Origin of the sequence: Kocuria sp. CPCC 205258 (assembly GCF_040981005.1) — a bacterium.
Lineage (GTDB): Bacteria > Actinomycetota > Actinomycetes > Actinomycetales > Micrococcaceae > Kocuria > Kocuria rosea.
On sequence record NZ_JAVKPS010000003.1, the window covers coordinates 459,964 to 479,375 of the forward strand.

The window sequence follows — 19,412 nt, forward strand, 5'->3', positions numbered from 1 at the left end:
GCCGCCGCGGCGGCCGGGCCCTCGTGCTGTCCGGGACCCGGGTCGGTCCGGGTCGTTGCTCAGTCGAAGATCGGGCCCTCGTCACGACCGCGCTTGAGCTCGTAGAACCCGTGGTGGGAGACCAGGGCCAGGCAGCCGTCCCAGACCCGGGCGGCGTCCTCGCCCCGGGGCGCCGGCGTGAAGACGGGTCCGAAGAAGCCCACGCCGTTGACGGAGATGCAGGGCGTGCCGATGTCCTCGCCGGCGACCGCCTGGGCGGCCTCCGTGGAGGCCCGCAGCGCGTCGTCGAACTCGGTGGCGTGCCGGGCCGCCGCGAGTTCCGCGGGCAGGCCGACCTCTTCGAGGGACTCGGTGATGATCCGCTCCAGGTCCTCGATCCCCCCGGGGTGGCGCCGCGTGCCCATGGCGTCGTAGAGCCTCTTGTTGTACTCGTCACCGTGGGCGCGGGCCGCAGCCTCGACCACGCGCACGAGCCACATCGATTCCTCGTGGCCGTGGTGGTGGTTGCCGGGGTTCTCCTCGTTGAGGATGCCCAGCGAGATGATCCGCCAGTGCACCTCGACGTCGCGCAGCCGCTCGACCTCCTCCATCCACCGCGAGGTCATCCAGGCCCAGGGGCACAGGGGGTCGAACCAGAACTCCACCTTGTCCGTCATCAGCTTCCTCTCGTGCGGGCGTCCGCCGGGAGTGGCGGACGCGTCACCGGGTAGAAGCCACGGATCAGGCGGTTTTGTTCCGGTTCTGCTCCTCGCGGATCATCTCGTGGGTGATGATCTCCGGCTCGGCCTGCTTGGCCACGGCCTCGGCGGTGACCAGCACGGCGGCGATGTCCTCCCGGCTGGGGAGCTCGAACATGACGGGCTGGAGCACGTCCTCGAGGATGGCGCGCAGCCCGCGGGCGCCCGTGCCCCGCTGGATCGCGAGCTCGGCGACGGCGGTCAGCGCCTCGGGGTCGAACGTCAGCTCGACGCCGTCCAGCTGGAACATCTTCTTGTACTGCTTCACGAGCGCGTTGCGCGGCTCGGTCAGGATGCGGGTGAGGTCGGCCACCGACAGCTCGCGCAGCGTGGTCACCACGGGCAGACGGCCGATCAGCTCGGGGATCAGGCCGAACTTCAGCAGGTCCTCCGGCATGACGTCGGCCATCACCTCGTGGCGCGGCCCGCTCTGCTTCAGCTCCGCGCCGAAGCCGATGCTCGTCCGGCCCGCCCGGGAGTCCACGATGTCCTCGAGCCCGGCGAAGGCGCCGGCCACGACGAACAGCACGTTGGTGGTGTCGATCTGGATGAACTCCTGCTGCGGGTGCTTGCGCCCGCCCTGCGGGGGCACCGAGGCCACGGTGCCCTCGAGGATCTTCAGCAGCGCCTGCTGCACGCCCTCGCCGGAGACGTCGCGGGTGATCGAGGGGTTCTCGGACTTGCGGGAGATCTTGTCGATCTCGTCGATGTAGATGATCCCCGTCTCGGCCCGCTTGACGTCGTAGTCCGCCGCCTGGATGAGCTTGAGCAGGATGTTCTCGACGTCCTCGCCGACGTAGCCGGCCTCCGTGAGGGACGTGGCGTCCGCCACCGCGAAGGGCACGTCGAGCTTGCGGGCCAGGGACTGGGCCAGGTACGTCTTGCCGGAGCCGGTGGGGCCGACCAGCAGGATGTTGGACTTGGCGATCTCGACGTCCTCGTCACCGGCCGCCGTGGCCAGGGACAGGGGCTTGCCGTTCTCGCCGGCCCGGACCCGCTTGTAGTGGTTGTACACGGCCACGGCCAGCGCCCGCTTGGCGGTCTCCTGGCCGATCACGTACTGGTGGAGGTGCTGGTAGATCTCGTGGGGCGTGGGGAGCTCCTGCTGCTCGAGGTCCTTGACCTCGCTCAGCTCCTCCTCGATGATCTCGTTGCACAGCTCGATGCACTCGTCGCAGATGTAGACGCGCGGGCCCGCGATGAGCTTGCGGACCTGCTTCTGGCTCTTGCCGCAGAAGGAGCACTTGAGCAGATCCGCGGTCTCGCCGATGCGCGCCATGAAACAGTCCTCTGGTCGGGGTACGGGAATCCTCGTCCAGGATAGGCGAGGACCGGGTCCCGCCCCAACACCAGGGCGCCCCGGTGCGCCGCGACCGGTCGGGTCGCGGCGCACCGGGGCGCTGCGGGTGGGCTGCGGCGGGTCGCCCGGGTCAGGAGGTGACGGTCGCGGGCTTGTGGATCTTCCGGGACTCCAGGACGTGGTCCACGATCCCGTACTCCTTGGCGGCGGACGCGGTGAGGATCTTGTCGCGCTCGATGTCCCGGTTGACCTCCTCGGCGGTCTTGCCGGAGTGCAGGGCCAGGGTCTCCTCCAGCCACTCGCGCATGCGCATGATCTCGTTGGCCTGGATCTCGATGTCCGAGGCCTGGCCCCCGCCCTGACCGGACATGGCCGGCTGGTGGATGAGCACGCGGGCGTTCGGCAGGGCCAGGCGCTTGCCGGGGGTGCCGCCGGCGAGCAGGACGGCCGCCGCGGACGCGGCCTGTCCGAGGCACACCGTCTGGACCTCGGGGCGGATGAACTGCATGGTGTCGTAGATCGCGGTCATCGCGGTGAACGACCCGCCGGGGGAGTTGATGTACATCGTGATGTCCCGGTCGGCGTCCTGCGCCTCGAGCACGAGCAGCTGCGCCATGACGTCGTCGGCCGAGGCGTCGTCGACCTGGACGCCCAGGAAGATGATCCGGTCCTCGAACAGCTTGGTGTAGGGGTTCTGCCGGCGGTACCCGTAGGGGGTGCGCTCCTCGAAGTCGGGGAGCACGTAGCGGCTGGTGGGCAGGGCGGCCGCGGAACCGGCCGTGGACGAAGGTCCGTGGGTGAAGGTCATGGTTGAGTTCCTCGGAGGTCTGGAAGAGCGTGCCTGATGACGTGGTGGGACCGCCGAGGTCCTACTCCTGGTCCTTCATGGTCCCGCCGCCGCCGGTCATGGAGCCGGCCGAGCTGGCGATGTGGTCGAAGAAGCCGTACTCGAGGCCGCGCTGGGCGTCGAACCAGTTGTCGCGGTCGTTGTCCCGGAGGATCGTCTCCAGGGACTGCCCGGTCTGCTCGGCGGTGAGCTCCGCGAGGCGCTGCTTCATCGACAGGATGAGCTCGGCCTGCACCCGGATGTCCGAGGCGGTGCCGCCCATGCCGCCGGAGGGCTGGTGCATGAGGATCCGGGCGTTCGGGGTGGAGTAGCGCTTGCCCTTGGTGCCCGAGGACAGCAGGAACTGGCCCATCGACGCGGCCAGGCCAGTGGCCACGGTCACCACGTCGTTCGGGATGAGCTGCATGGTGTCGTAGATCGCCATGCCCGCCGTGACGGAGCCGCCCGGGGAGTTGATGTACAGGAAGATGTCCGCCTGGGGGTCCTCGGCCGAGAGCAGCAGCATCTGCGAGCAGATGAGGTTCGCGTTGTCGTCGCGCACCTCGGAGCCCAGCCAGATGATGCGCTCCTTGAGCAGCCGGTTGTAGACGTAGTCGTCCTGGCCGCCCATGGGGCCGCCGCCCTGCAGGCGCGGTCCGGTGGAGGTTGCGTGGGTCGAGCCGAACGGCGACTCGTGAGCGGAGGTCATGTAACAGTGCCTCTTTCGTCCGTGTGGTCCGGTGATCTCTGAACAGAACACTAGTGCCCGCCCCGGGTCCCGGCCGGTCCCCGTCCGGGTTGTTCGCTGATGGCGCATGGTCGCGGGCGCGCCCGCCGCACACGACGACGCCGCCGTCCCGGGCGGGACGGCGGCGTCGTCGGGAGCGGTGTCAGGACGTCACTTGGCGGAGTCCGGGGAGTCGGCCGAGTCGGCCGACTCCGGGGAGTCGGCGGACTCCCCGGACTCGGGCGAGTCGGCGGACTCCTCCTCGGTGCCGGGGGTCGGGGCCGCGGTGGTCTCCTCGGGCTCGACCTCCTCGGCGGGCTCCCCCGCCTGCTCCTCGCCCTGCGGGCGCACGAACTCGGAGAGGTCCACCGTGTTGCCCTCGGTGTCGGTGACCGTCGCGTACTCCAGGACCTTGGCCAGGGCCTTGCGGCGGCGCACCTCGCCCACCATCAGGCCGGCCTGGCCCGAGGAGTCGAGCAGCTGGGCGAACTGGTTCGGGTCCATGCCGTACTGCTGGGACATGTTGATGATGTAGTCGATCAGCTCGGACTGCTCGACGCCGATCTCCTCGGCCTCGGCGACCGCGTCCAGCACGATCTCGTTGCGGAACGCGTCCTCGGCGTTCTTCTGCACCTCGGCCCGGTGGTCCGCGGTGTCGTGGTCCGCCTCGGCCTGCGGGTTGTCGAAGTGCTGGGCGATCTGCTCGTCGATCACGGCCTGCGGCACGGGGATCTCCACGAGGGCCAGCAGCTTCTCCAGGACCTTGTCGCGGGCCTCGACGCCCTGCTCCACCACGGTGCCCTCGGCGGCCTGCTTCTTCAGGTCCTCCTTGAGCTCCTCGATGGTGTCGAACTCGGAGGCCAGCTGGGCGAACTCGTCGTCGGCCTCGGGCAGCTCGCGCTCCTTGACGGCGGTGACCTTGACCTTGACGACGGCGTCCTCGCCGCTGTGCTCGCCGCCGGCGAGCTTGGTCTCGAAGGTGGCGTCCTCGTCGGCGGACAGACCGGTGATGGCCTCGTCCATGCCATCGAGCATCGTGCCGGCGCCCACCTGGTAGGACAGGTCGTTGGCGGCGTCGACCTCCTCGCCGTCGACCAGGGCCTGCAGGTCGAGGGTGACGAAGTCGCCCTCGACGGCGGGACGGTCCACGGTCTTGAGGGTGCCGAAGCGCCCGCGCAGCTCGTCGAGGGCCTTCTGCTCGTCCTCGGCGGAGGCCTCGCGGGCCTCCACCTCGACCTCGAGGCCCTTGTAGTCCGGCAGCTCGATCTCGGGGCGCACGGCCACGTCGATCTCGACCTTGACGTCGGCCTCGCGGTCCGTCTCGTCCGGCTTGGCGAGGACCTCGACCTGGGGCTGGGTCAGCGGGGTGATCTCGTTCTCCGCCAGCGCCTGCTGGAAGAAGGTGTTCAGGCCCTCGTTGAGCGCGTTCTCGACGACGAAGTCGAAGCCCACGCGCTGCTCGATCAGCCGCGCCGGAACCTTGCCGCGGCGGAAGCCGGGGACCTGGATCTGGTTGGCGAGCGAGGTGTAGGTCTGGTCGATGAACGGCTTCAGTTCCGCGAACGGGACGTCCACCACGATCTTGACCTGGGTGGGGTTGAGTTTCTCGACGGCGCTCTTCACTTCCGCTGCACTCCTGAGTGGTAGGTCGGTTGGGTCTTCCGGTGCCGCTCTCCGGCCCGGGACAGTCGGGAAGGCGGCTGCCCGGCAGGACCGGGCAGCCGCTCCAACGTCGGGGCGACAGGACTCGAACCTGCGATCTCCTGCTCCCAAAGCAGGCGCGCTAGCCACTACGCTACGCCCCGGTACCTGCAGCCTCGGCTGCAACGACTGCGGTCCGGTGCACGAGCACGGACCACCGGCGAGTCTACCGGCTGGGCGGACGGGGCCGCACCTCGGCCCGCCGGACCCCGCTCCGCACGGCCCGCCGGCGTTCTGCCGGCCGCGCTCCGCGGGTGCGACGAGGCCCCGGGATTTGACACCGCGCGCGCCGGGCCGGTTAATGGGAAGGCCTCGACAGAGCGCTCCGCGGGGATGTAGCTCAATGGTAGAGCCTCAGTCTTCCAAACTGATTACGCGGGTTCGATTCCCGTCATCCCCTCTCCGTGCACGAACGCCCCGGTCCCGCTGGACCGGGGCGTTCGTCGTTCCGCCGGCACCTCGGCCCGGCTCCCGGCGCGTCTCAGCGGCGCAGCCCGACCACCTGCCACACCGCGCCCCGGTCCGCGTGCACGGGACGCAGCCCGTGCTCCTGCAGGACGGCGAGCATGGCCGCCGGGGAGTGCACGTAGGTGCGGAAGGGCGTCCCGGCGGCGCGGAGGCCGAGGTTCTCCAGGGCGGCGAGAGCCCGCAGGAGGCGGTGCCCGGGCGGGTGGCTGAACACGAGCAGGCGCGTGGCACGGTCCGCGGCGGCGCCCAGGAGCCGTTCGTGGTCGGGGTAGCAGCACACGACCCGGTGCAGCACCACGACGTCGTGCGGAGCGACCGCCTCCGGGTCCGTCGCGATGTCGAGCTGCCGGCGCACCACGCGGCCGGCCACCCCGGCGGCGGCGGCCAGCTCCGCGGCCTCGGCCTCGTAGGAGTCCACGAGCTCCAGGTTCGTGGTCCGCGCGGCGCCCCGGCGCAGCAGCTCGAGCTGGATCCCGCCCACGCTGCCGCCGATCTCCAACACGCTGGCCCCCTCGACACCCTGGGCGGCGAGGAACTCCACGACCCGCCGGGAGGCGCGGTCGAGGCCCCGCCGCCGGTACCGGCGGGCGAGGCGCCGCGCGAAGCGGGGGCCGAAGACGCGCCGGTAGCCGGGCGCGCCGCAGCAACTGGACACGGATCCAGGCTACGCCGTGGAACCCGGCGCGGTCAGCGCTGGCAGGAGGGGCACCAGTAGAGCGTGCGCCCCTCCAGCTCCCCCGCCGCCACGGGCGTCCCGCACCGGCGGCACGGCAGGCCCTGGCGCTTGTAGACGAGGTGGGCGTGCCCGGGCCACGCCTGCGCCTCCGAGATCCCCGGGCGGTCAGCGGCGTCGGTCGTCAGGATCCGGCCCAGCCGCACGCCCGTGCGCATGAGGGCCGCGTTCTCCGCCCACAGCTCCAGCAGCGCCGGCTCGTCGAGGGCGCGCCCCGGCGTCATCGGGTCCAGTCCGCGGCGGAACAGGGACTCCGCCCGGAAGATGTTGCCCACCCCGGCCAGCACGGCCTGGTCCATGAGCAGCGCGCCCACCGGGCGGCGGCTGCGCCGCACGGCGGCCACGAAGGGCGCGGGGTCCGCGTGCGGGTCGAGCGGGTCCGGGCCCAGCCGCGCCCGGGCCGCCTCGGCCTCGGCGGAGCTCTCCAGCACGCACAGCGTCGGCCCGCGCAGATCGGCCCAGCCCTCGTCCCCGACCAGCCGCACGCGCACCGCCCCCACGGGCGCCGGCGGCAGCAGCGGGCCGGCGGGGGCGGCGTCGTCGTCGTCGTGTGCCTCCTGCTCCCCGATCCGGCGCGGGGCCCCGATGGAGGAGGCGCCGCGGAAGCGGTCGGTGCCGCCGAAGCTCCACGCGCCGTAGAGGCCGAGGTGCGAGCGCAGCACCCGGTCCCCCGCGAAGTCGAGGAACAGCTGCTTGCCGTGGGCCCGCGCCCCCTCGAGCACGGCGCCGTCCAGGGCGTGCGCCCCGGCGGCGAAGCGTCCCTGCGGGGAGCTCACGGCCAGGGCCTGGCCTGAGAAGCAGTCGGCGAACTGGCGGGCGAGGCGGTGGACCGAGTGGCCCTCCGGCACTCAGGCCTCCCGGGCGGCCGGGAACTCGCGCGGGCGCAGGTCCTCGAGTTTGCCCGCGACGGTGCCGGTGGACTCGTACTCGCCGATCTGGGCGATCCGGCGCTCGTGGCGCTCGTCCCCGGAGAAGGGCTCCGCGAGGAACGCCCGGACGATCGCCAGCGCCTCCTCCTGGGGGTGCTGGCGCCCACCGACGGCCACGACCTGGGCGTCGTTGTGCTGGCGCGCGAGCCGGGCGGTGTCCAGGTTCCAGGCCAGGGCGGCACGGATGCCCTCGACCTTGTTGGCGGCGATCTGCTCGCCGTTGCCCGACCCGCCCAGGACGATGCCGAGGGAGTCGAGCCCCGCCTTCCGGTCCGCCCGGACGGCGCGCGCGGCGCTGATGCAGAACGCGGGGTAGTCGTCGAGGGCGTCGTACTCGGCGGGGCCGTGGTCGACGAGGTCGTAGCCGGCGGCGACGAGCTCCTCGACCAGGTAGCGGGAGAGGTCCAGGCCGGCGTGGTCGGTGGCGATGTGGACGCGCATGGGCGGCGTGCTCCTGGGGTTCGCGGGAACGGGGCGGGATCGAGGCGCAGGGCCCGAGCGGACGGACCGGCCGCCCTCCAGCGTAGTGCGTGCCGCGCACACCGCAGGGCCTCCCCGGGCGGCCGGGACCCGGCTGACATAATGGGACGATCCCCTGCGGCCCACCGGTCGCGGACGCCCCGATCCCGAGCCATCCCGACCCGACCCCGACCCCGACGAGAGGACGGCACTGAAGTGCCCGGAACCAACCTGACCCGCCAGGAGGCGGCCGCGCGGGCCGAGACCGTGGCGGTGGACGCCTACGAGGTGGTCCTCGACCTGACCCGCGGCGAGCGCGTCTTCCGCTCCACGACCACCGTGCGCTTCCGGGCGACCCCGGGCGCCTCGACGTTCATCGACGCGATCACCGACGCGGTGCACTCCGTGGTGCTCAACGGCACCGAGCTCGATCCCGCCGAGGTCTCGGACGGCGTGCGGATCCGGCTGCCCGGGCTCGCCGCGGACAACGTGCTCACGGTCGAGTCGGACTGCCGGTACATGAACACCGGCGAGGGGCTGCACCGGTTCGTGGACCCGGTCGACGACGAGGTCTACCTCTACACCCAGTTCGAGGTGGCGGACACCCGGCGCGTGTTCGCCGTGTTCGAGCAGCCGGACCTCAAGGCCCGCTTCGCGTTCACGGTCACGGCCCCCGCGCACTGGACGGTCGTCTCGACCCAGCCCACCCCGGAGCCCGTCGCCGCCGGCGAGGGCGCCGCCACGTGGTCCTTCACCCCCACCCCGGTGGTCCCCTGCTACGTCACGGCGCTGATCGCCGGCCCGTACGCGTCCGTGCACGACGAGCTCACCAGCGCCGACGGCCGCACGATCCCCCTGGGCCTGTACGCCCGCCGCTCGCTCGTGGAGCACGTCGAGGCGGAGGAGATGTTCGGCATCACCAAGCGCGGCTTCGAGTTCTTCGAGGCGCAGTTCGGGGTGCCCTACCCGTTCGAGAAGTACGACCAGCTGTTCGTCCCGCAGTTCAACGCCGGGGCCATGGAGAACGCCGGCGCGGTGACCTTCGTGGAGCTCTACGTCTTCCGCTCCCGGCCCACGCAGGCCCGGGTGGAGCGGCGGGCCATCACGGTCCTGCACGAGCTGGCCCACATGTGGTTCGGGGACTTCGTGACCATGCGCTGGTGGAACGACCTGTGGCTCAACGAGTCCTTCGCCGAGTTCATGTCCACCCTCGCCGCGGCGGAGAACACCCGGTACACGGAGGCGTGGACCACGTTCGCCGCCGGGGAGAAGTCCTGGGGCTACGAGCAGGACCAGCTGCCCACCACCCACCCCATCAAGGCCGAGATCCGGGACCTCGAGGACGTGCTGGTGAACTTCGACGGCATCACCTACGCCAAGGGCGCCTCGGTGCTCAAGCAGCTGGTGGCCTGGGTGGGCCAGGAGCAGTTCATGGCCGGGCTGAACCGGTACTTCCGGGAGCACGCGTGGGGCAACACCGAGCTGCGCGACCTCATGGTCCGGCTCGAGGAGGCCAGCGGCCGGGACCTCGACGAGTGGGCCGCGAAGTGGCTCGAGACCGCCGGGGTGAACACGCTGACCCCGGAGCTCGAGACCGACCAGGACGGGATCATCCGCTCCTTCCGGATCCGGCAGACCGCCCCCGACGAGCACCCCACGCTGCGCCCGCACCGCCTGGCCGTGGGCTTCTACGACCACGACGGGGAGCAGGGCAAGCTCGTGCGCACGCACCGGGTCGAGCTCGACGTCGACGGCCCGTCCACGGAGGTGCCGCAGCTGGTGGGCCGGGAGCTGCCGGACCTCGTGCTGCTCAACGACGACGACCTCGCCTACGCGAAGATCCGCCTCGACGAGTGCTCCCTGGACACCGCCCTGACCCACCTGAAGAACTTCGAGGACACGCTCCCGCGCGCCCTCGTCCAGGCGTCCGTGTGGGACGGCGTGCACGACGGCGAGACGCCCGCCCGCCGCTACGTGGAGCTCGTGCTCGGCAACATCGCCCACGAGACGTCCTCGACCGGCATCCAGGTGCAGCTGCGCCAGCTGGACACCGTGCTCGACGGCTACGTGGCCGAGTCCGTGCGCGGGGCCACCGTGCGCGCCGCCGCCGACCGGCTCCGCCGGCTCACCGAGGAGGCGGCGCCCGGCTCCGACCAGCAGCTGCAGTTCCTCCGGGCCTTCGCCCGGCACGCCCGCACCGACGAGCAGCTGGACGTCCTCGAGCAGCTCCTCGACGGACGGCGCGCCCTGGAGGGCCTGGCGCTGGACACCGACCTGCGCTGGAGCCTGCTCACCGCGCTGTGCGCCGGCGGGCGTGCCGGCGACGCCGAGGTGGACGCGATGCTCGCGCAGGACAACACCGAGAACGGCGCGATCGCGGCCGCCCGCGCCCGGGCCGCGATCCCCACGGCCGAGGCCAAGGCCCGGGCGTGGCAGCAGATCATGGTGGACGGGTCCCTGCCCAACTCCATCCAGGACGCGGCGATCGACGGCTTCCGCACGGCCGCCGACACCTCCCTGCTGGCGCCCTGGGCCGAGCAGTACTTCGCGGCGATCCCCGGCGTGTGGCGCACCCGGACCCACGAGCTGGCCCAGCAGATCGCGACCGGCATGTACCCGAACATCCCCGCCCAGGAGACGGTCGACGCCGCGGACGCCTTCCTCGCAGACCTGCCCGAGGACCTGCACGGACTCCGCCGGCTGGTGCTCGAGCAGCGCGACGCGACGGCCCGCGCGGTCCGGGCGCAGGCCGTGGACGCCGCCTACGAGGTGGTGCGCGCATGAGCGACGAGCAGCAGCGCCCCGGTCAGGCCGGCCAGGACCCGCGCACCGACCCCGCCGCGGCGGCGCCGCCCGGGGCGCGCTCCTTCGCGGTCGGGGCGCCCCTGTCCCAGCTGCGCCGCCCCGTGCCGCAGGTCGGCGACGAGCGGGAGCAGGCCGAGGCCGGCACGGCGTCGTCGTTCTACGACCAGATGGGCGGGCACGAGACGTTCGTGAAGCTCGTGCACGAGTTCTACGCCCGGGTGGCCGAGGACGAGCGGTTCCGGGCGCTCTACCCGGAGGACGACCTCGGCCCCGCCGAGGAACGGCTGCGGATGTTCCTCGAGCAGTACTGGGGCGGGCCGACCACCTACTCGGAGCAGCGCGGGCACCCGCGGCTGCGGATGCGGCACATGCCGTTCCCCGTGGACACGTGGGCGCGCGAGACGTGGCTGACGCACATGCGCGCGGCCCTGGACACCCTGGAACTCTCCCCGCTGCACGACGGGATCATCTGGGACTACTTCGACCGCGCCGCCCACGCCATGATCAACCGTCCCGGCTGATCCCCCGGGAGTCTCAGCGCTTGGCCAGGACGTGCCCGCCGGGGGTGCTCAGGCGCACCCAGCGGCCGTTCTCCGCGACGGCGACCTCCGCGCCCGGGCGCAGGAAGCCGAGCGAGTACGCGGCGAACGCCGCGCCGTCCGGCAGCGGCGCCCCCGTCAGCCGACCCGCGAGCGGCTCCGCCCACCCGGACGACCGACCCCAGACCTGCGAGCGCACGGTGTCCACGACGGCGGCGCCCGCGTCCGTGGGCACCGCCCGGGCGACCTCGGCGATCCCGGCCCGGGCGACCTCGCGCAGCGCGTCCCCGGCGACGGAGCCCACCGGGGTCCACCCGCCCAGGGGCGGGGCGATGCCCGCCCACGAGACGTTCGCGTCCACGGGGGGCAGGCCCACGTCCGTGGCGTCCTGGTCCTGGCGCGGCATCCGGTCGAGGACCCCGCCGAGCGGGACGGTGACGTCCAGGGCCTGCTCTCCGGCCAGCGCGGCGGTGCGCAGGCCCAGGACCGTGGGCGTGGTGTCCAGCAGGCCGTGGGGCTCGAGCACGCACACGTAGACGCCGAGGGCCCGCCCGCGCGCCTGGAAGCGCACCGCGCCCTGCGGGTCCACCCCGCGGGCCCGGGACAGGTACGTCCGCAGGTCGGCGACGTCCCGCGGGTCCGTCAGCGGAAGGGACCGGCCCACGGGGCTCAGGCCTCCGCCGGCGCGGGCCGGCGGGCGAAGCGGGTCGGGGCGTCCTGCCACTGCTCGAGCAGGCCCCGCTGCGTGTCGTCGAGGCGCACCGGCCGTCCGGAGGAGCGGTCGATCACGACGACGACCGTCTGGGCCACGGCGTAGACGCGCGAACCGTCCTCCTCCTGGACCGCGTAGTCCAGCACGAAGCTCGACCCGCCCACGGAGGAGACCCACACCCGCACGGACACCGGGTCGTCGCGGTACAGCAGCTGCTGCGTGTACTCGACCTCCTGCCGGCCGATCACGGTCATCAGGTCCCCCAGCAGGGTGCGGAACGTCGCGCCCTCCGGGACCCCCGCGGCGGCGTCCTCGGGCAGCGGACGAGCCATGAGCCGGACCCGGGCGTCCTCGAGATACTGGAGCATGGTGACGTTGTTGACGTGGCCGTAGCTGTCGATGTCGCCGAAGCGCATCTGGATGGGGATCAGCAGCGAAGACATGCCCCCCATCCCATCACACCCGGGCGCGCCGGACGCGCCCCGGCGCGACCGGCGGCTTGGCTAGAGTGAAGACCATGACCTACAGCCCGATCCCGGACCCCACGCAGGCCCTGCTCGACATGCTCGACCTCGCGGACGGGGGTGGCGCGCGCACCCTCGAGGACATCTACGTGGGCCACTCCATCTCCCCCGCACGCGGCCGGGTCTACGGCGGGCAGGTCCTGGCGCAGGCCGCGACCGCCGCCATGCGCACCGTGGAGCCGGAGCGGATCATCCACTCGATGCACGCGTACTTCCTGCGCGCCGGGGACGTGTCCCAGCCGATCACCTTCGGGGTGGAGCGGATCCGGGACGGGCGGTCCTTCTCCGCCCGCCGCGTGCACGCCTACCAGGAAGGGCGCGCCATCCTCTCGGCCATCGCGTCCTTCCAGGTACCGGCCCGGGGCCTGGACCACCAGGACGAGTCCCCCCGGAACCTGCCCGAGCCGGAGTCCCTGCCCAGCGCCGTGGAGCTGCTCGGCCACGTCGACGCCCCCGAGGCGCAGGCGATCGCGCACGAGCGGCCCTTCGACATGCGGTACATCACGGAGCCGATCTACTTCAAGCCGGACTCCCGGGGAGAGCCGTTCAACGCCGTGTGGATCAAGACCCTCAAGCCGCTGCCGGACGACCCGAACATCCACCGCGCCGCGCTCGCCTACGCGAGCGACTACACGCTGCTCGAGCCCATCCTGCGCCTGCACGGCAGGACGTGGATCGAGCCCGGCATGAACATCGCCTCCCTCGACCACGCGATGTGGTGGCACCGGGAGACCCGCGCCGACGAGTGGCTGCTCTACGTGCAGTCCTCCCCCAACGCCTCCTCGGCCCGCGGCCTCGGGGTGGGCCGGATGTTCTCCCGGGACGGCCGGCTCGTCGCCACGACCGCCCAGGAGGGCATGATGCGCTTCCCGGAGTTCTCCTGACCGCACCGGAGCACGCCGGAGGGGCCCGCCGGGCGGGAAGGAGCTGCTCCTTCCCGCCCGGCGGGCCCCTCCGGCGGCACGGGCTCCGGGCCCGGCCCTGCGTCAGTCGCGGGTGAGGCGGCGGTGGGTGACGCGGTGCGGCCGCGCGGCGTCGGCGCCGAGGCGCTCCACCTTGTTGGCCTCGTAGGACTCGAAGTTGCCCTCGAACCAGTACCACTGGTCCGGCTCCTCCTCGGTGCCCTCCCACGCGAGGATGTGGGTGGCGACCCGGTCGAGGAACCACCGGTCGTGGGAGACGACCACGGCGCAGCCCGGGAACTCCAGCAGCGCGTTCTCCAGGGAGCCGAGGGTCTCGACGTCGAGGTCGTTGGTGGGCTCGTCGAGGAGCAGCAGGTTGCCGCCCTGCTTGAGGGTCATGGCCAGGTTCAGCCGGTTGCGCTCTCCGCCCGAGAGCACCCCGGCCTTCTTCTGCTGGTCGGGGCCCTTGAAGCCGAACGCGGAGACGTAGGCGCGCGAGGGCATCTCGACGTTGCCGACGTTGATGTAGTCCAGGCCGTCCGAGACGACCTCCCACAGCGACTTGCTGGCGTCGAGGTTCGCGCGGTTCTGGTCCACGTAGGAGATCTTGACGGAGTCGCCGATCTTCAGCTCCCCGCCGTCCAGCTCCTCCATGCCGACGATGGTCTTGAACAGCGTCGACTTGCCGACGCCGTTGGGGCCGATGACGCCCACGATGCCGTTGCGCGGCAGGGAGAAGGACAGGCCCTTGATGAGGGAGCGGTCCCCGAAGCCCTTCTGCAGGTCCTTCGCCTCGATCACGAGGTTGCCCAGACGGGGTCCCGGCGGGATCTGGATCTCCTCGAAGTCCAGCTTGCGGGTCTTCTCGGCCTCGGCGGCCATCTCCTCGTAGCGGGCCAGGCGGGCCTTCGACTTCGCCTGGCGGCCCTTGGCGTTGGAGCGCACCCACTCGAGCTCGTCGGCCAGCCGCTTGGCCTGCTTGGCGTCCTTCTTGCCCTGCACCTCCATGCGGGCGCGCTTGGTCTCGAGGTAGGCCGAGTAGTTGCCCTCGTAGCCGTACAGCCGGCCGCGGTCGACCTCGCAGATCCACTCGGCCACGTGGTCGAGGAAGTACCGGTCGTGGGTCACGGCCATGACGGCACCGTGGTAGTCCTTCAGGTGCTGCTCCAGCCACAGCACGGACTCGGCGTCGAGGTGGTTGGTGGGCTCGTCGAGCAGCAGGAGGTCCGGCTTCTGCAGCAGCAGCTTGCACAGGGCCACGCGGCGGCGCTCACCACCGGAGAGGACCGTGACGTCGGCGTCCGGCGGCGGGCAGCGCAGGGCGTCCATCGCCTGCTCCAGCTGGGAGTCGAGGTCCCAGGCGTTGGCGGCGTCGATGTCCTCCTGGAGCTTGCCCATCTCCTCCATGAGGGAGTCGAAGTCGGCGTCCGGCTGGGCCATCTCCTCGGAGATCGCGTTGAAGCGGTCGACCTTCGCCTTGATCTCGCCCACGCCCTCCTCGACGTTGCCCAGGACGGTCTTCTCCTCGTTCAGCGGCGGCTCCTGGAGCAGGATGCCGACGGTGTAGCCGGGGCTGAGCCGGGCCTCGCCGTTGGACGGCTGGTCGAGGCCGGCCATGATCTTGAGGATGGTGGACTTGCCGGCCCCGTTGGGTCCCACGACGCCGATCTTCGCGCCGGGGTAGAACGACATGGTGACGTCGTCCAGGATGACTTTGTCGCCCACGGTCTTGCGGGCCTTGGACATTGTGTAGATGAATTCCGCCATGCCCTCAAGGCTACCCCGCTCCGCGGAGGCCGAGGGGCGGCCACCGGGCGGGGACGGACCGGTGGCCGCGCCTCGGTCACCGGCTCCGTCCCCGTGCCGGGACGGCTCGGCCCGGGGAGCTCAGGCGGTGGCGGGCTGGCGGCGCGGGCGCCGGCCCGGCCCGGCAGCGGTCCCGAGGAGCTCACCGGTCTCCGGATCGACGTCCTCCGGGACCGCCGGGGTGCCGCCCCCGCCGTCGGGGTCGCCGCTCGAATCGGACGGGTCCCCGTCCGGGGCCGTCGCGGCGTCCCCGGGCGCCGCCGCGTCCTCGGTCTGCCCGGCGGGCCGCTCCCCCGTCTGCTCGGCGGGCGGCGAGGAGCTCACCGTGCGCTGGAAACAGGCCGTGCCGAGGGCGAGGTCGTGCCCCAGGGACACCGCGTCGACGTCCACGGCCGTGTTGCGCCCGTGCTCGCCCTCCCAGAACCGGACCTTGAGCTTGCCGACCACCACCACGGGCTGGCCCTTCTTGATGCTGGCCAGCGCGTTGAGCCCCAGCGAGCGGAACGCCTGGACGGAGAACCAGTTGGTGTGCCCGTCCCGCCACGCACCGGCCTGCTGGTCGAACCAGCGCGGGGTGGAGGCGAGGCGGAAGGTCACCACCACGGTGCCGTCGGGCAGGCTGCGGGACTCGGGATCCGTGGCCACGTAGCCGCGGACGGTGATCTGCTCGGTCATCGGGAACTCCTCTGGACGGCGGCCGGTGCGGCCGGTGCTGGCCCCGGTGGCGGGGTGCACCCAGCGTGCTGCCGGAGCCGGTGCCGCCGCGGCGGGCGGGCCCCGGTTGTGGACGGCCGCGCTCCTCGGGTGCGGTGACCACGTGCTGTGCAGTGCGACCGCCGTGCGACCGGCGTGGGGCCGGCTCGCGGTCCGCGAGCGCCCGTCAGTCGATGTCGACGGCGTTCCAGGCGATGACGGCGAGGGGCTCCCGGTGCCGCTCCTGCTCGTGGGAGCACGCCCAGCACCACGGGCCGTAGAGCGGTGGGGCGCCGCACTGGCAGAGTCGGATCCGGGCCAACGGACTCACCTCGATGTTCGTTGCAGTGGCCTGGCAGGTGACGGCCTGCCGGACGACATCCTGCGCGGGTGTCCTCACCCCTACTACCGGCCCAGGGGCTCCTGTGGATGCACCGCGGACCGGTTTTCGGGGCCGGCACGGCGCCCGGACCGCCGGAGCGGGTGCCGCGCCCACCCCGTCCCCGCGCGTCGCCCCGCTGCGCGGAGCCGTCGCCCCGCCCCTCGGAGCCGTCGCTCCGCGCGGCGGGGCGACGACCGCGGACGTCAGCCACGGGCGTCGGCCGCGACCTCGCCTCGGCAGGCCGGTGCCGGTGCAGTGCGGGCGCCCGGACGGGAGACGGCGGTCGGCCTCGCGTGCGAGGACCTCCCGCAGTCTCCGGGCACGGCGCCACGGCGCCGTGCCCGGTTCGCCGCCGACCCCGCGCGTTCCGTTCGACTAGGCGGCGTGCCCCGGCTCGACCACGATGCAGTCCTCCCGGAAGTCGAGGTGCATGCAGTGCAGCGCGACGACGCCCCGGGTGATCGCCTCCAGCTGCTGCGGATCGATGTCCGGGCCGACGTTGCGGACGATGAAGTCACGGGTGTCCTCCGTGGCCTCCTCCACCGTGTCGTAGTGGTAGTAACGGGCCCCCCGGCCGGTCCACTGCCTGATGATGGTGACGCTCATGGTTCCTCCCCCTGAATCGGATCCGGACGCGTGGTCCGTGGCCGCCCCGGGCACCCCGTCCGGGAACTGCGGCCGTCCCGGCGGGCTGCCGCCGGGGTCGTCACGGAGGTGCTGCTCCGGCCCCTCGTCCGTCCTGGCGCGGAGCTCAGGTGGCCGGATCACTGCACCTCTCGATGTGCTACTTAACGTATGCGAATTCACAGGGTGGTGCTTGTCCACACTTTCGCGACCGCAAACAATCCAGAGCGGGTTGCAGCTCGAGGAGAGGCACCGGCAGGGCTGCCGGGGAGGGGGACGGCCGGGCCGTGCCCGCCGAGGACCGCAGGGGGGCCGGTCGTCCGGGGTGTGGCGGGAGAGAACTCCGGCTCCGGGCGCCTGCCGGGACGCCGCTCAGCACCTGCCGGCTCCGCCACCGACGAAAGATGGCCCGCCCGGTCCAGTAAGACCGAGCGGGCCGCGGGCAGACAGACGGCGAGATCTGCGTGCCCACCGCACAGCCTACCCCGCCCCCGCTGCGGCCGGGGAGGCTGTGGCACCGAGCGGGCGCCGGCACGCTCATCCGGTCCGCCGGCCCTGCCCGCAAGGGCCGTGCATCTCGCCACCGGAGAGATCCCGCCGGGCACCGCAGCACGACGTGCCGTCGGATCTGCCGCCAGAGACGACGAAATCCCCGCCACCCTGAGCCGTGAGGCCCGGAATGGCGGGGATTTTCAGTGTGCCCCAGGAGGGAGTCGAACCCCCGACCAAGAGATTAGAAGGCTCCTGCTCTATCCACTGAGCTACTGGGGCGTGCCGCCCGGGACCGTGTCCCGGGCACTGCGGTCGAGTTTATCAACTCGCGGGGGCCGCACCGGCTCCTCAGATCACGGCGCTCTGCACCGGGGGCTGGTAGCGGCCGCGGAAGAGCCGCCGGGTCGCCGGGTCGATGAACCACAGGTACACGCCGTAGGAGAGGGCGACGACCGCCGCGATCAGCCGGCCGGAGCTGAGGTCGAGGTCCAGGTACGGGAAGACATCCAGCTGGTCGGAGACCGCGTAGATCATGAAGAAGACGGTGAGGAAGAACAGGATGTCGACCTGCCAGTCGCTGCGGATGCCCGTGACGGCGAACAGCGGGATGAGCCACACCACGTACCAGGCCTGGATCATCGGGGAGAACAGCACGATCGCGGCGAACGCCCAGGTCAGCCGGCGGATGATCCGCTCGTCCCGGCCCACGAACATCAGCCAGAGGATGACGGGCACCGCGAGGGCCTGGCCCGCCGTGTGGACCACCTCCCGCCACTGGCCCGCGTCGGCGCCCACGGCCGCGGCCAGGGTGGTGGCGAGCACGCCGGCGAGACCCACCGGGGCGTACCAGATGGACACGGAGCCGGGGGTGGACATGGCGGAGACCCAGCCGAAGCCGAAGCCGTTGAGCAGCCCCATCAGCCCGAGCAGGGCGACCGCGTAGACGAGGACCAGGAACCAGATGACGAAGCGGCGGGTCCAGGACGCGTTCCGGCCCGCCCACAGCAGGCCGATGAAGGGCAGGAAGACGAGGGTGATGGGCTTGATCGCCACGGACAGCGTGACGAGCGTGGTCCCGAGCAGACCGCCCTTCCAGTTGCGGTGCACCGCGGCGGCGTAGGTGCCGCCGAGGGCCAGGGCGATCATGATGGCGTCGTTGTGCACGGAGACGATGAAGTTCGTGAGGAACAGGGGGTTCGCCACGCTGAGCCACAGGGCCCGGGCCGGGTTGATGCCGTGCAGCCGCGCGAGCCGCGGGATCAGCCACATGCAGGCGATCACGGCGAGCACGCACATCCCCCGGAACCAGAGCACCGCGGCGTCCGGGTCCGCGCCGGTGACGGCCACCACGAACTGCTCGAGCCACAGGAAGAGCGGCCCGTAGGGCGGCGGGGACTCCGACCACATCTGGTCGGCCCCGAGCTGGAAGAAATTGTCGATCGTGGAGACGCCGTGCTCGTAGGGGTTCAGCCCGCTGGCCATCACCCGGCCCTGGCCGATGTAGGAGTACACGTCCCGGCTGAACAGGGGGATCGTCACGAGCATGGGGGCGGCCCACGCCGCGATGGCGATGAGCACCCACCGGCCGCTGCCGGGTCCCCACGTGTTGAGCTTCTGCCCCAGGCGCAGCCACTCGCGGATCAGGAGCATCCCGCCCACGGCGAGCAGGAGGATGGAGACGATCACCCCGGTGGTCGTGAAGCGCATGCCGATGATGACCGGCGCCTGCCGCAGCGGGGAGACGGAGGCGAGCCAGCCGACGCCCAGGGAGCCGACCAGGAGCATGAGCGACCCGAGCGTGCCCATGAGCACCGTCCGCAGGAGCGAGTCGGAGTCGTACCACGAGCTCCGGGGATCCGCCGGCGGCCGGACGCCGTCGGGTCCCTCGCCCGGCGCCGGCGTCGTCGAAGTGGTCTGCACTGCTCTCCCGATGCGCCCGTCCGGTGGCTGCGGGCGCCCCGGCTGGGCGCAGCACGGACCCGTGGTCGCCCCGATCCTATCCCCGGCTCCTCGGGGAGTCCCCGACCGGCCCCGGCGGCGACCGGCGGCGTCG

The 19,412-nt window shown here is 72.2% G+C and carries 18 protein-coding genes and 3 tRNA genes; 4 read left to right on the forward strand and 17 right to left on the reverse strand.

Annotated elements, in window-relative coordinates; all coding sequences use genetic code 11:
• Window positions 1–59 precede the first annotated feature (59 nt).
• The 6 genes from RF644_RS08140 to RF644_RS08165 all read right to left on the reverse strand — a co-directional run bounded on the left by RF644_RS08140 (window position 60) and on the right by RF644_RS08165 (window position 5,395).
• Window positions 60–656 (reverse strand): DsbA family protein, encoded by a 597-nt coding sequence (locus tag RF644_RS08140; RefSeq protein WP_109222440.1) that lies wholly within the window; start codon window positions 654–656, stop codon window positions 60–62.
• Window positions 657–720: 64 nt separating this feature from the next.
• A complete protein-coding gene (gene clpX, locus RF644_RS08145) occupies window positions 721–2,016 on the reverse strand; it encodes an ATP-dependent Clp protease ATP-binding subunit ClpX (RefSeq protein ID WP_017834586.1) in 1,296 nt (431 codons plus the stop codon).
• Between the two features lie 151 nt (window positions 2,017–2,167).
• On the reverse strand, window positions 2,168–2,845 hold the full coding sequence (locus RF644_RS08150) for an ATP-dependent Clp protease proteolytic subunit (RefSeq protein ID WP_017834585.1): 678 nt from the start codon (window positions 2,843–2,845) through the stop codon (window positions 2,168–2,170).
• A 61-nt stretch (window positions 2,846–2,906) separates the two neighbouring features.
• Complete coding sequence (locus tag RF644_RS08155) at window positions 2,907–3,572, reverse strand: ATP-dependent Clp protease proteolytic subunit (RefSeq protein ID WP_017834584.1); 666 nt, start codon at window positions 3,570–3,572, stop codon at window positions 2,907–2,909.
• Between the two features lie 189 nt (window positions 3,573–3,761).
• Window positions 3,762–5,213 carry a trigger factor gene (gene tig, locus RF644_RS08160; protein WP_368796147.1) on the reverse strand — a complete coding sequence of 484 codons (1,452 nt, stop codon included), beginning with the start codon at window positions 5,211–5,213 and terminating at the stop codon, window positions 3,762–3,764.
• Window positions 5,214–5,322: 109 nt separating this feature from the next.
• Window positions 5,323–5,395: transfer RNA gene (locus tag RF644_RS08165), tRNA-Pro, on the reverse strand.
• A gap of 225 nt (window positions 5,396–5,620) precedes the next feature.
• Here RF644_RS08165 and RF644_RS08170 point away from each other — a divergent pair.
• Window positions 5,621–5,691, forward strand: a tRNA-Gly gene (locus RF644_RS08170).
• 81 nt (window positions 5,692–5,772) lie between these two features.
• Here RF644_RS08170 and RF644_RS08175 read toward each other — a convergent pair.
• The 3 genes from RF644_RS08175 to RF644_RS08185 are packed head-to-tail and all read right to left on the reverse strand — an operon-like array spanning window position 5,773 to window position 7,862.
• Window positions 5,773–6,414 (reverse strand): methyltransferase domain-containing protein, encoded by a 642-nt coding sequence (locus RF644_RS08175; protein ID WP_368796148.1) that lies wholly within the window; start codon window positions 6,412–6,414, stop codon window positions 5,773–5,775.
• A 32-nt stretch (window positions 6,415–6,446) separates the two neighbouring features.
• The gene (locus RF644_RS08180) at window positions 6,447–7,340 is read right to left on the reverse strand and encodes an Fpg/Nei family DNA glycosylase (protein WP_368796149.1); all 894 of its coding nucleotides are present in this window, start codon (window positions 7,338–7,340) and stop codon (window positions 6,447–6,449) included.
• A complete protein-coding gene (locus RF644_RS08185) occupies window positions 7,341–7,862 on the reverse strand; it encodes a ribose-5-phosphate isomerase (RefSeq protein ID WP_368796150.1) in 522 nt (173 codons plus the stop codon).
• Window positions 7,863–8,096: 234 nt separating this feature from the next.
• Here RF644_RS08185 and pepN point away from each other — a divergent pair, with 234 nt between their 5' ends.
• A complete protein-coding gene (gene pepN, locus RF644_RS08190) occupies window positions 8,097–10,664 on the forward strand; it encodes an aminopeptidase N (protein ID WP_368796151.1) in 2,568 nt (855 codons plus the stop codon).
• A gap of 122 nt (window positions 10,665–10,786) precedes the next feature.
• Entirely contained in the window at window positions 10,787–11,206 is a 420-nt protein-coding gene (locus tag RF644_RS08195; RefSeq protein ID WP_368796177.1) for a globin, read from the forward strand.
• 13 nt (window positions 11,207–11,219) lie between these two features.
• Here the strand turns inward: RF644_RS08195 and RF644_RS08200 are convergent, their stop codons facing one another.
• Window positions 11,220–11,888: a hypothetical protein gene (locus tag RF644_RS08200; RefSeq protein ID WP_176337493.1), complete on the reverse strand. Its 669-nt coding sequence runs from the start codon at window positions 11,886–11,888 to the stop codon at window positions 11,220–11,222.
• Window positions 11,889–11,893: 5 nt separating this feature from the next.
• Entirely contained in the window at window positions 11,894–12,379 is a 486-nt protein-coding gene (locus RF644_RS08205; RefSeq protein ID WP_017834576.1) for a thioesterase family protein, read from the reverse strand.
• A gap of 74 nt (window positions 12,380–12,453) precedes the next feature.
• Between RF644_RS08205 and RF644_RS08210 the strand changes: the two genes are divergently transcribed.
• Window positions 12,454–13,344: an acyl-CoA thioesterase gene (locus RF644_RS08210; RefSeq protein WP_368796152.1), complete on the forward strand. Its 891-nt coding sequence runs from the start codon at window positions 12,454–12,456 to the stop codon at window positions 13,342–13,344.
• Window positions 13,345–13,446: 102 nt separating this feature from the next.
• Here RF644_RS08210 and ettA read toward each other — a convergent pair whose 3' ends face one another.
• The 6 genes from ettA to mptB all read right to left on the reverse strand — a co-directional run bounded on the left by ettA (window position 13,447) and on the right by mptB (window position 19,279).
• Window positions 13,447–15,129, reverse strand: a complete 1,683-nt coding sequence (gene ettA, locus RF644_RS08215; protein ID WP_115162786.1) for an energy-dependent translational throttle protein EttA — start codon at window positions 15,127–15,129, stop codon at window positions 13,447–13,449.
• A gap of 120 nt (window positions 15,130–15,249) precedes the next feature.
• Window positions 15,250–15,843, reverse strand: a complete 594-nt coding sequence (locus RF644_RS08220; RefSeq protein ID WP_368796153.1) for a single-stranded DNA-binding protein — start codon at window positions 15,841–15,843, stop codon at window positions 15,250–15,252.
• Between the two features lie 205 nt (window positions 15,844–16,048).
• Entirely contained in the window at window positions 16,049–16,183 is a 135-nt protein-coding gene (locus RF644_RS08225; RefSeq protein WP_017834572.1) for a hypothetical protein, read from the reverse strand.
• Between the two features lie 435 nt (window positions 16,184–16,618).
• A complete protein-coding gene (locus RF644_RS08230) occupies window positions 16,619–16,849 on the reverse strand; it encodes a hypothetical protein (RefSeq protein WP_017834571.1) in 231 nt (76 codons plus the stop codon).
• Window positions 16,850–17,565: 716 nt separating this feature from the next.
• Window positions 17,566–17,638, reverse strand: a tRNA-Arg gene (locus RF644_RS08235).
• A gap of 69 nt (window positions 17,639–17,707) precedes the next feature.
• The gene (gene mptB, locus RF644_RS08240) at window positions 17,708–19,279 is read right to left on the reverse strand and encodes a polyprenol phosphomannose-dependent alpha 1,6 mannosyltransferase MptB (RefSeq protein WP_368796154.1); all 1,572 of its coding nucleotides are present in this window, start codon (window positions 19,277–19,279) and stop codon (window positions 17,708–17,710) included.
• Window positions 19,280–19,412: the final 133 nt, after the last annotated feature.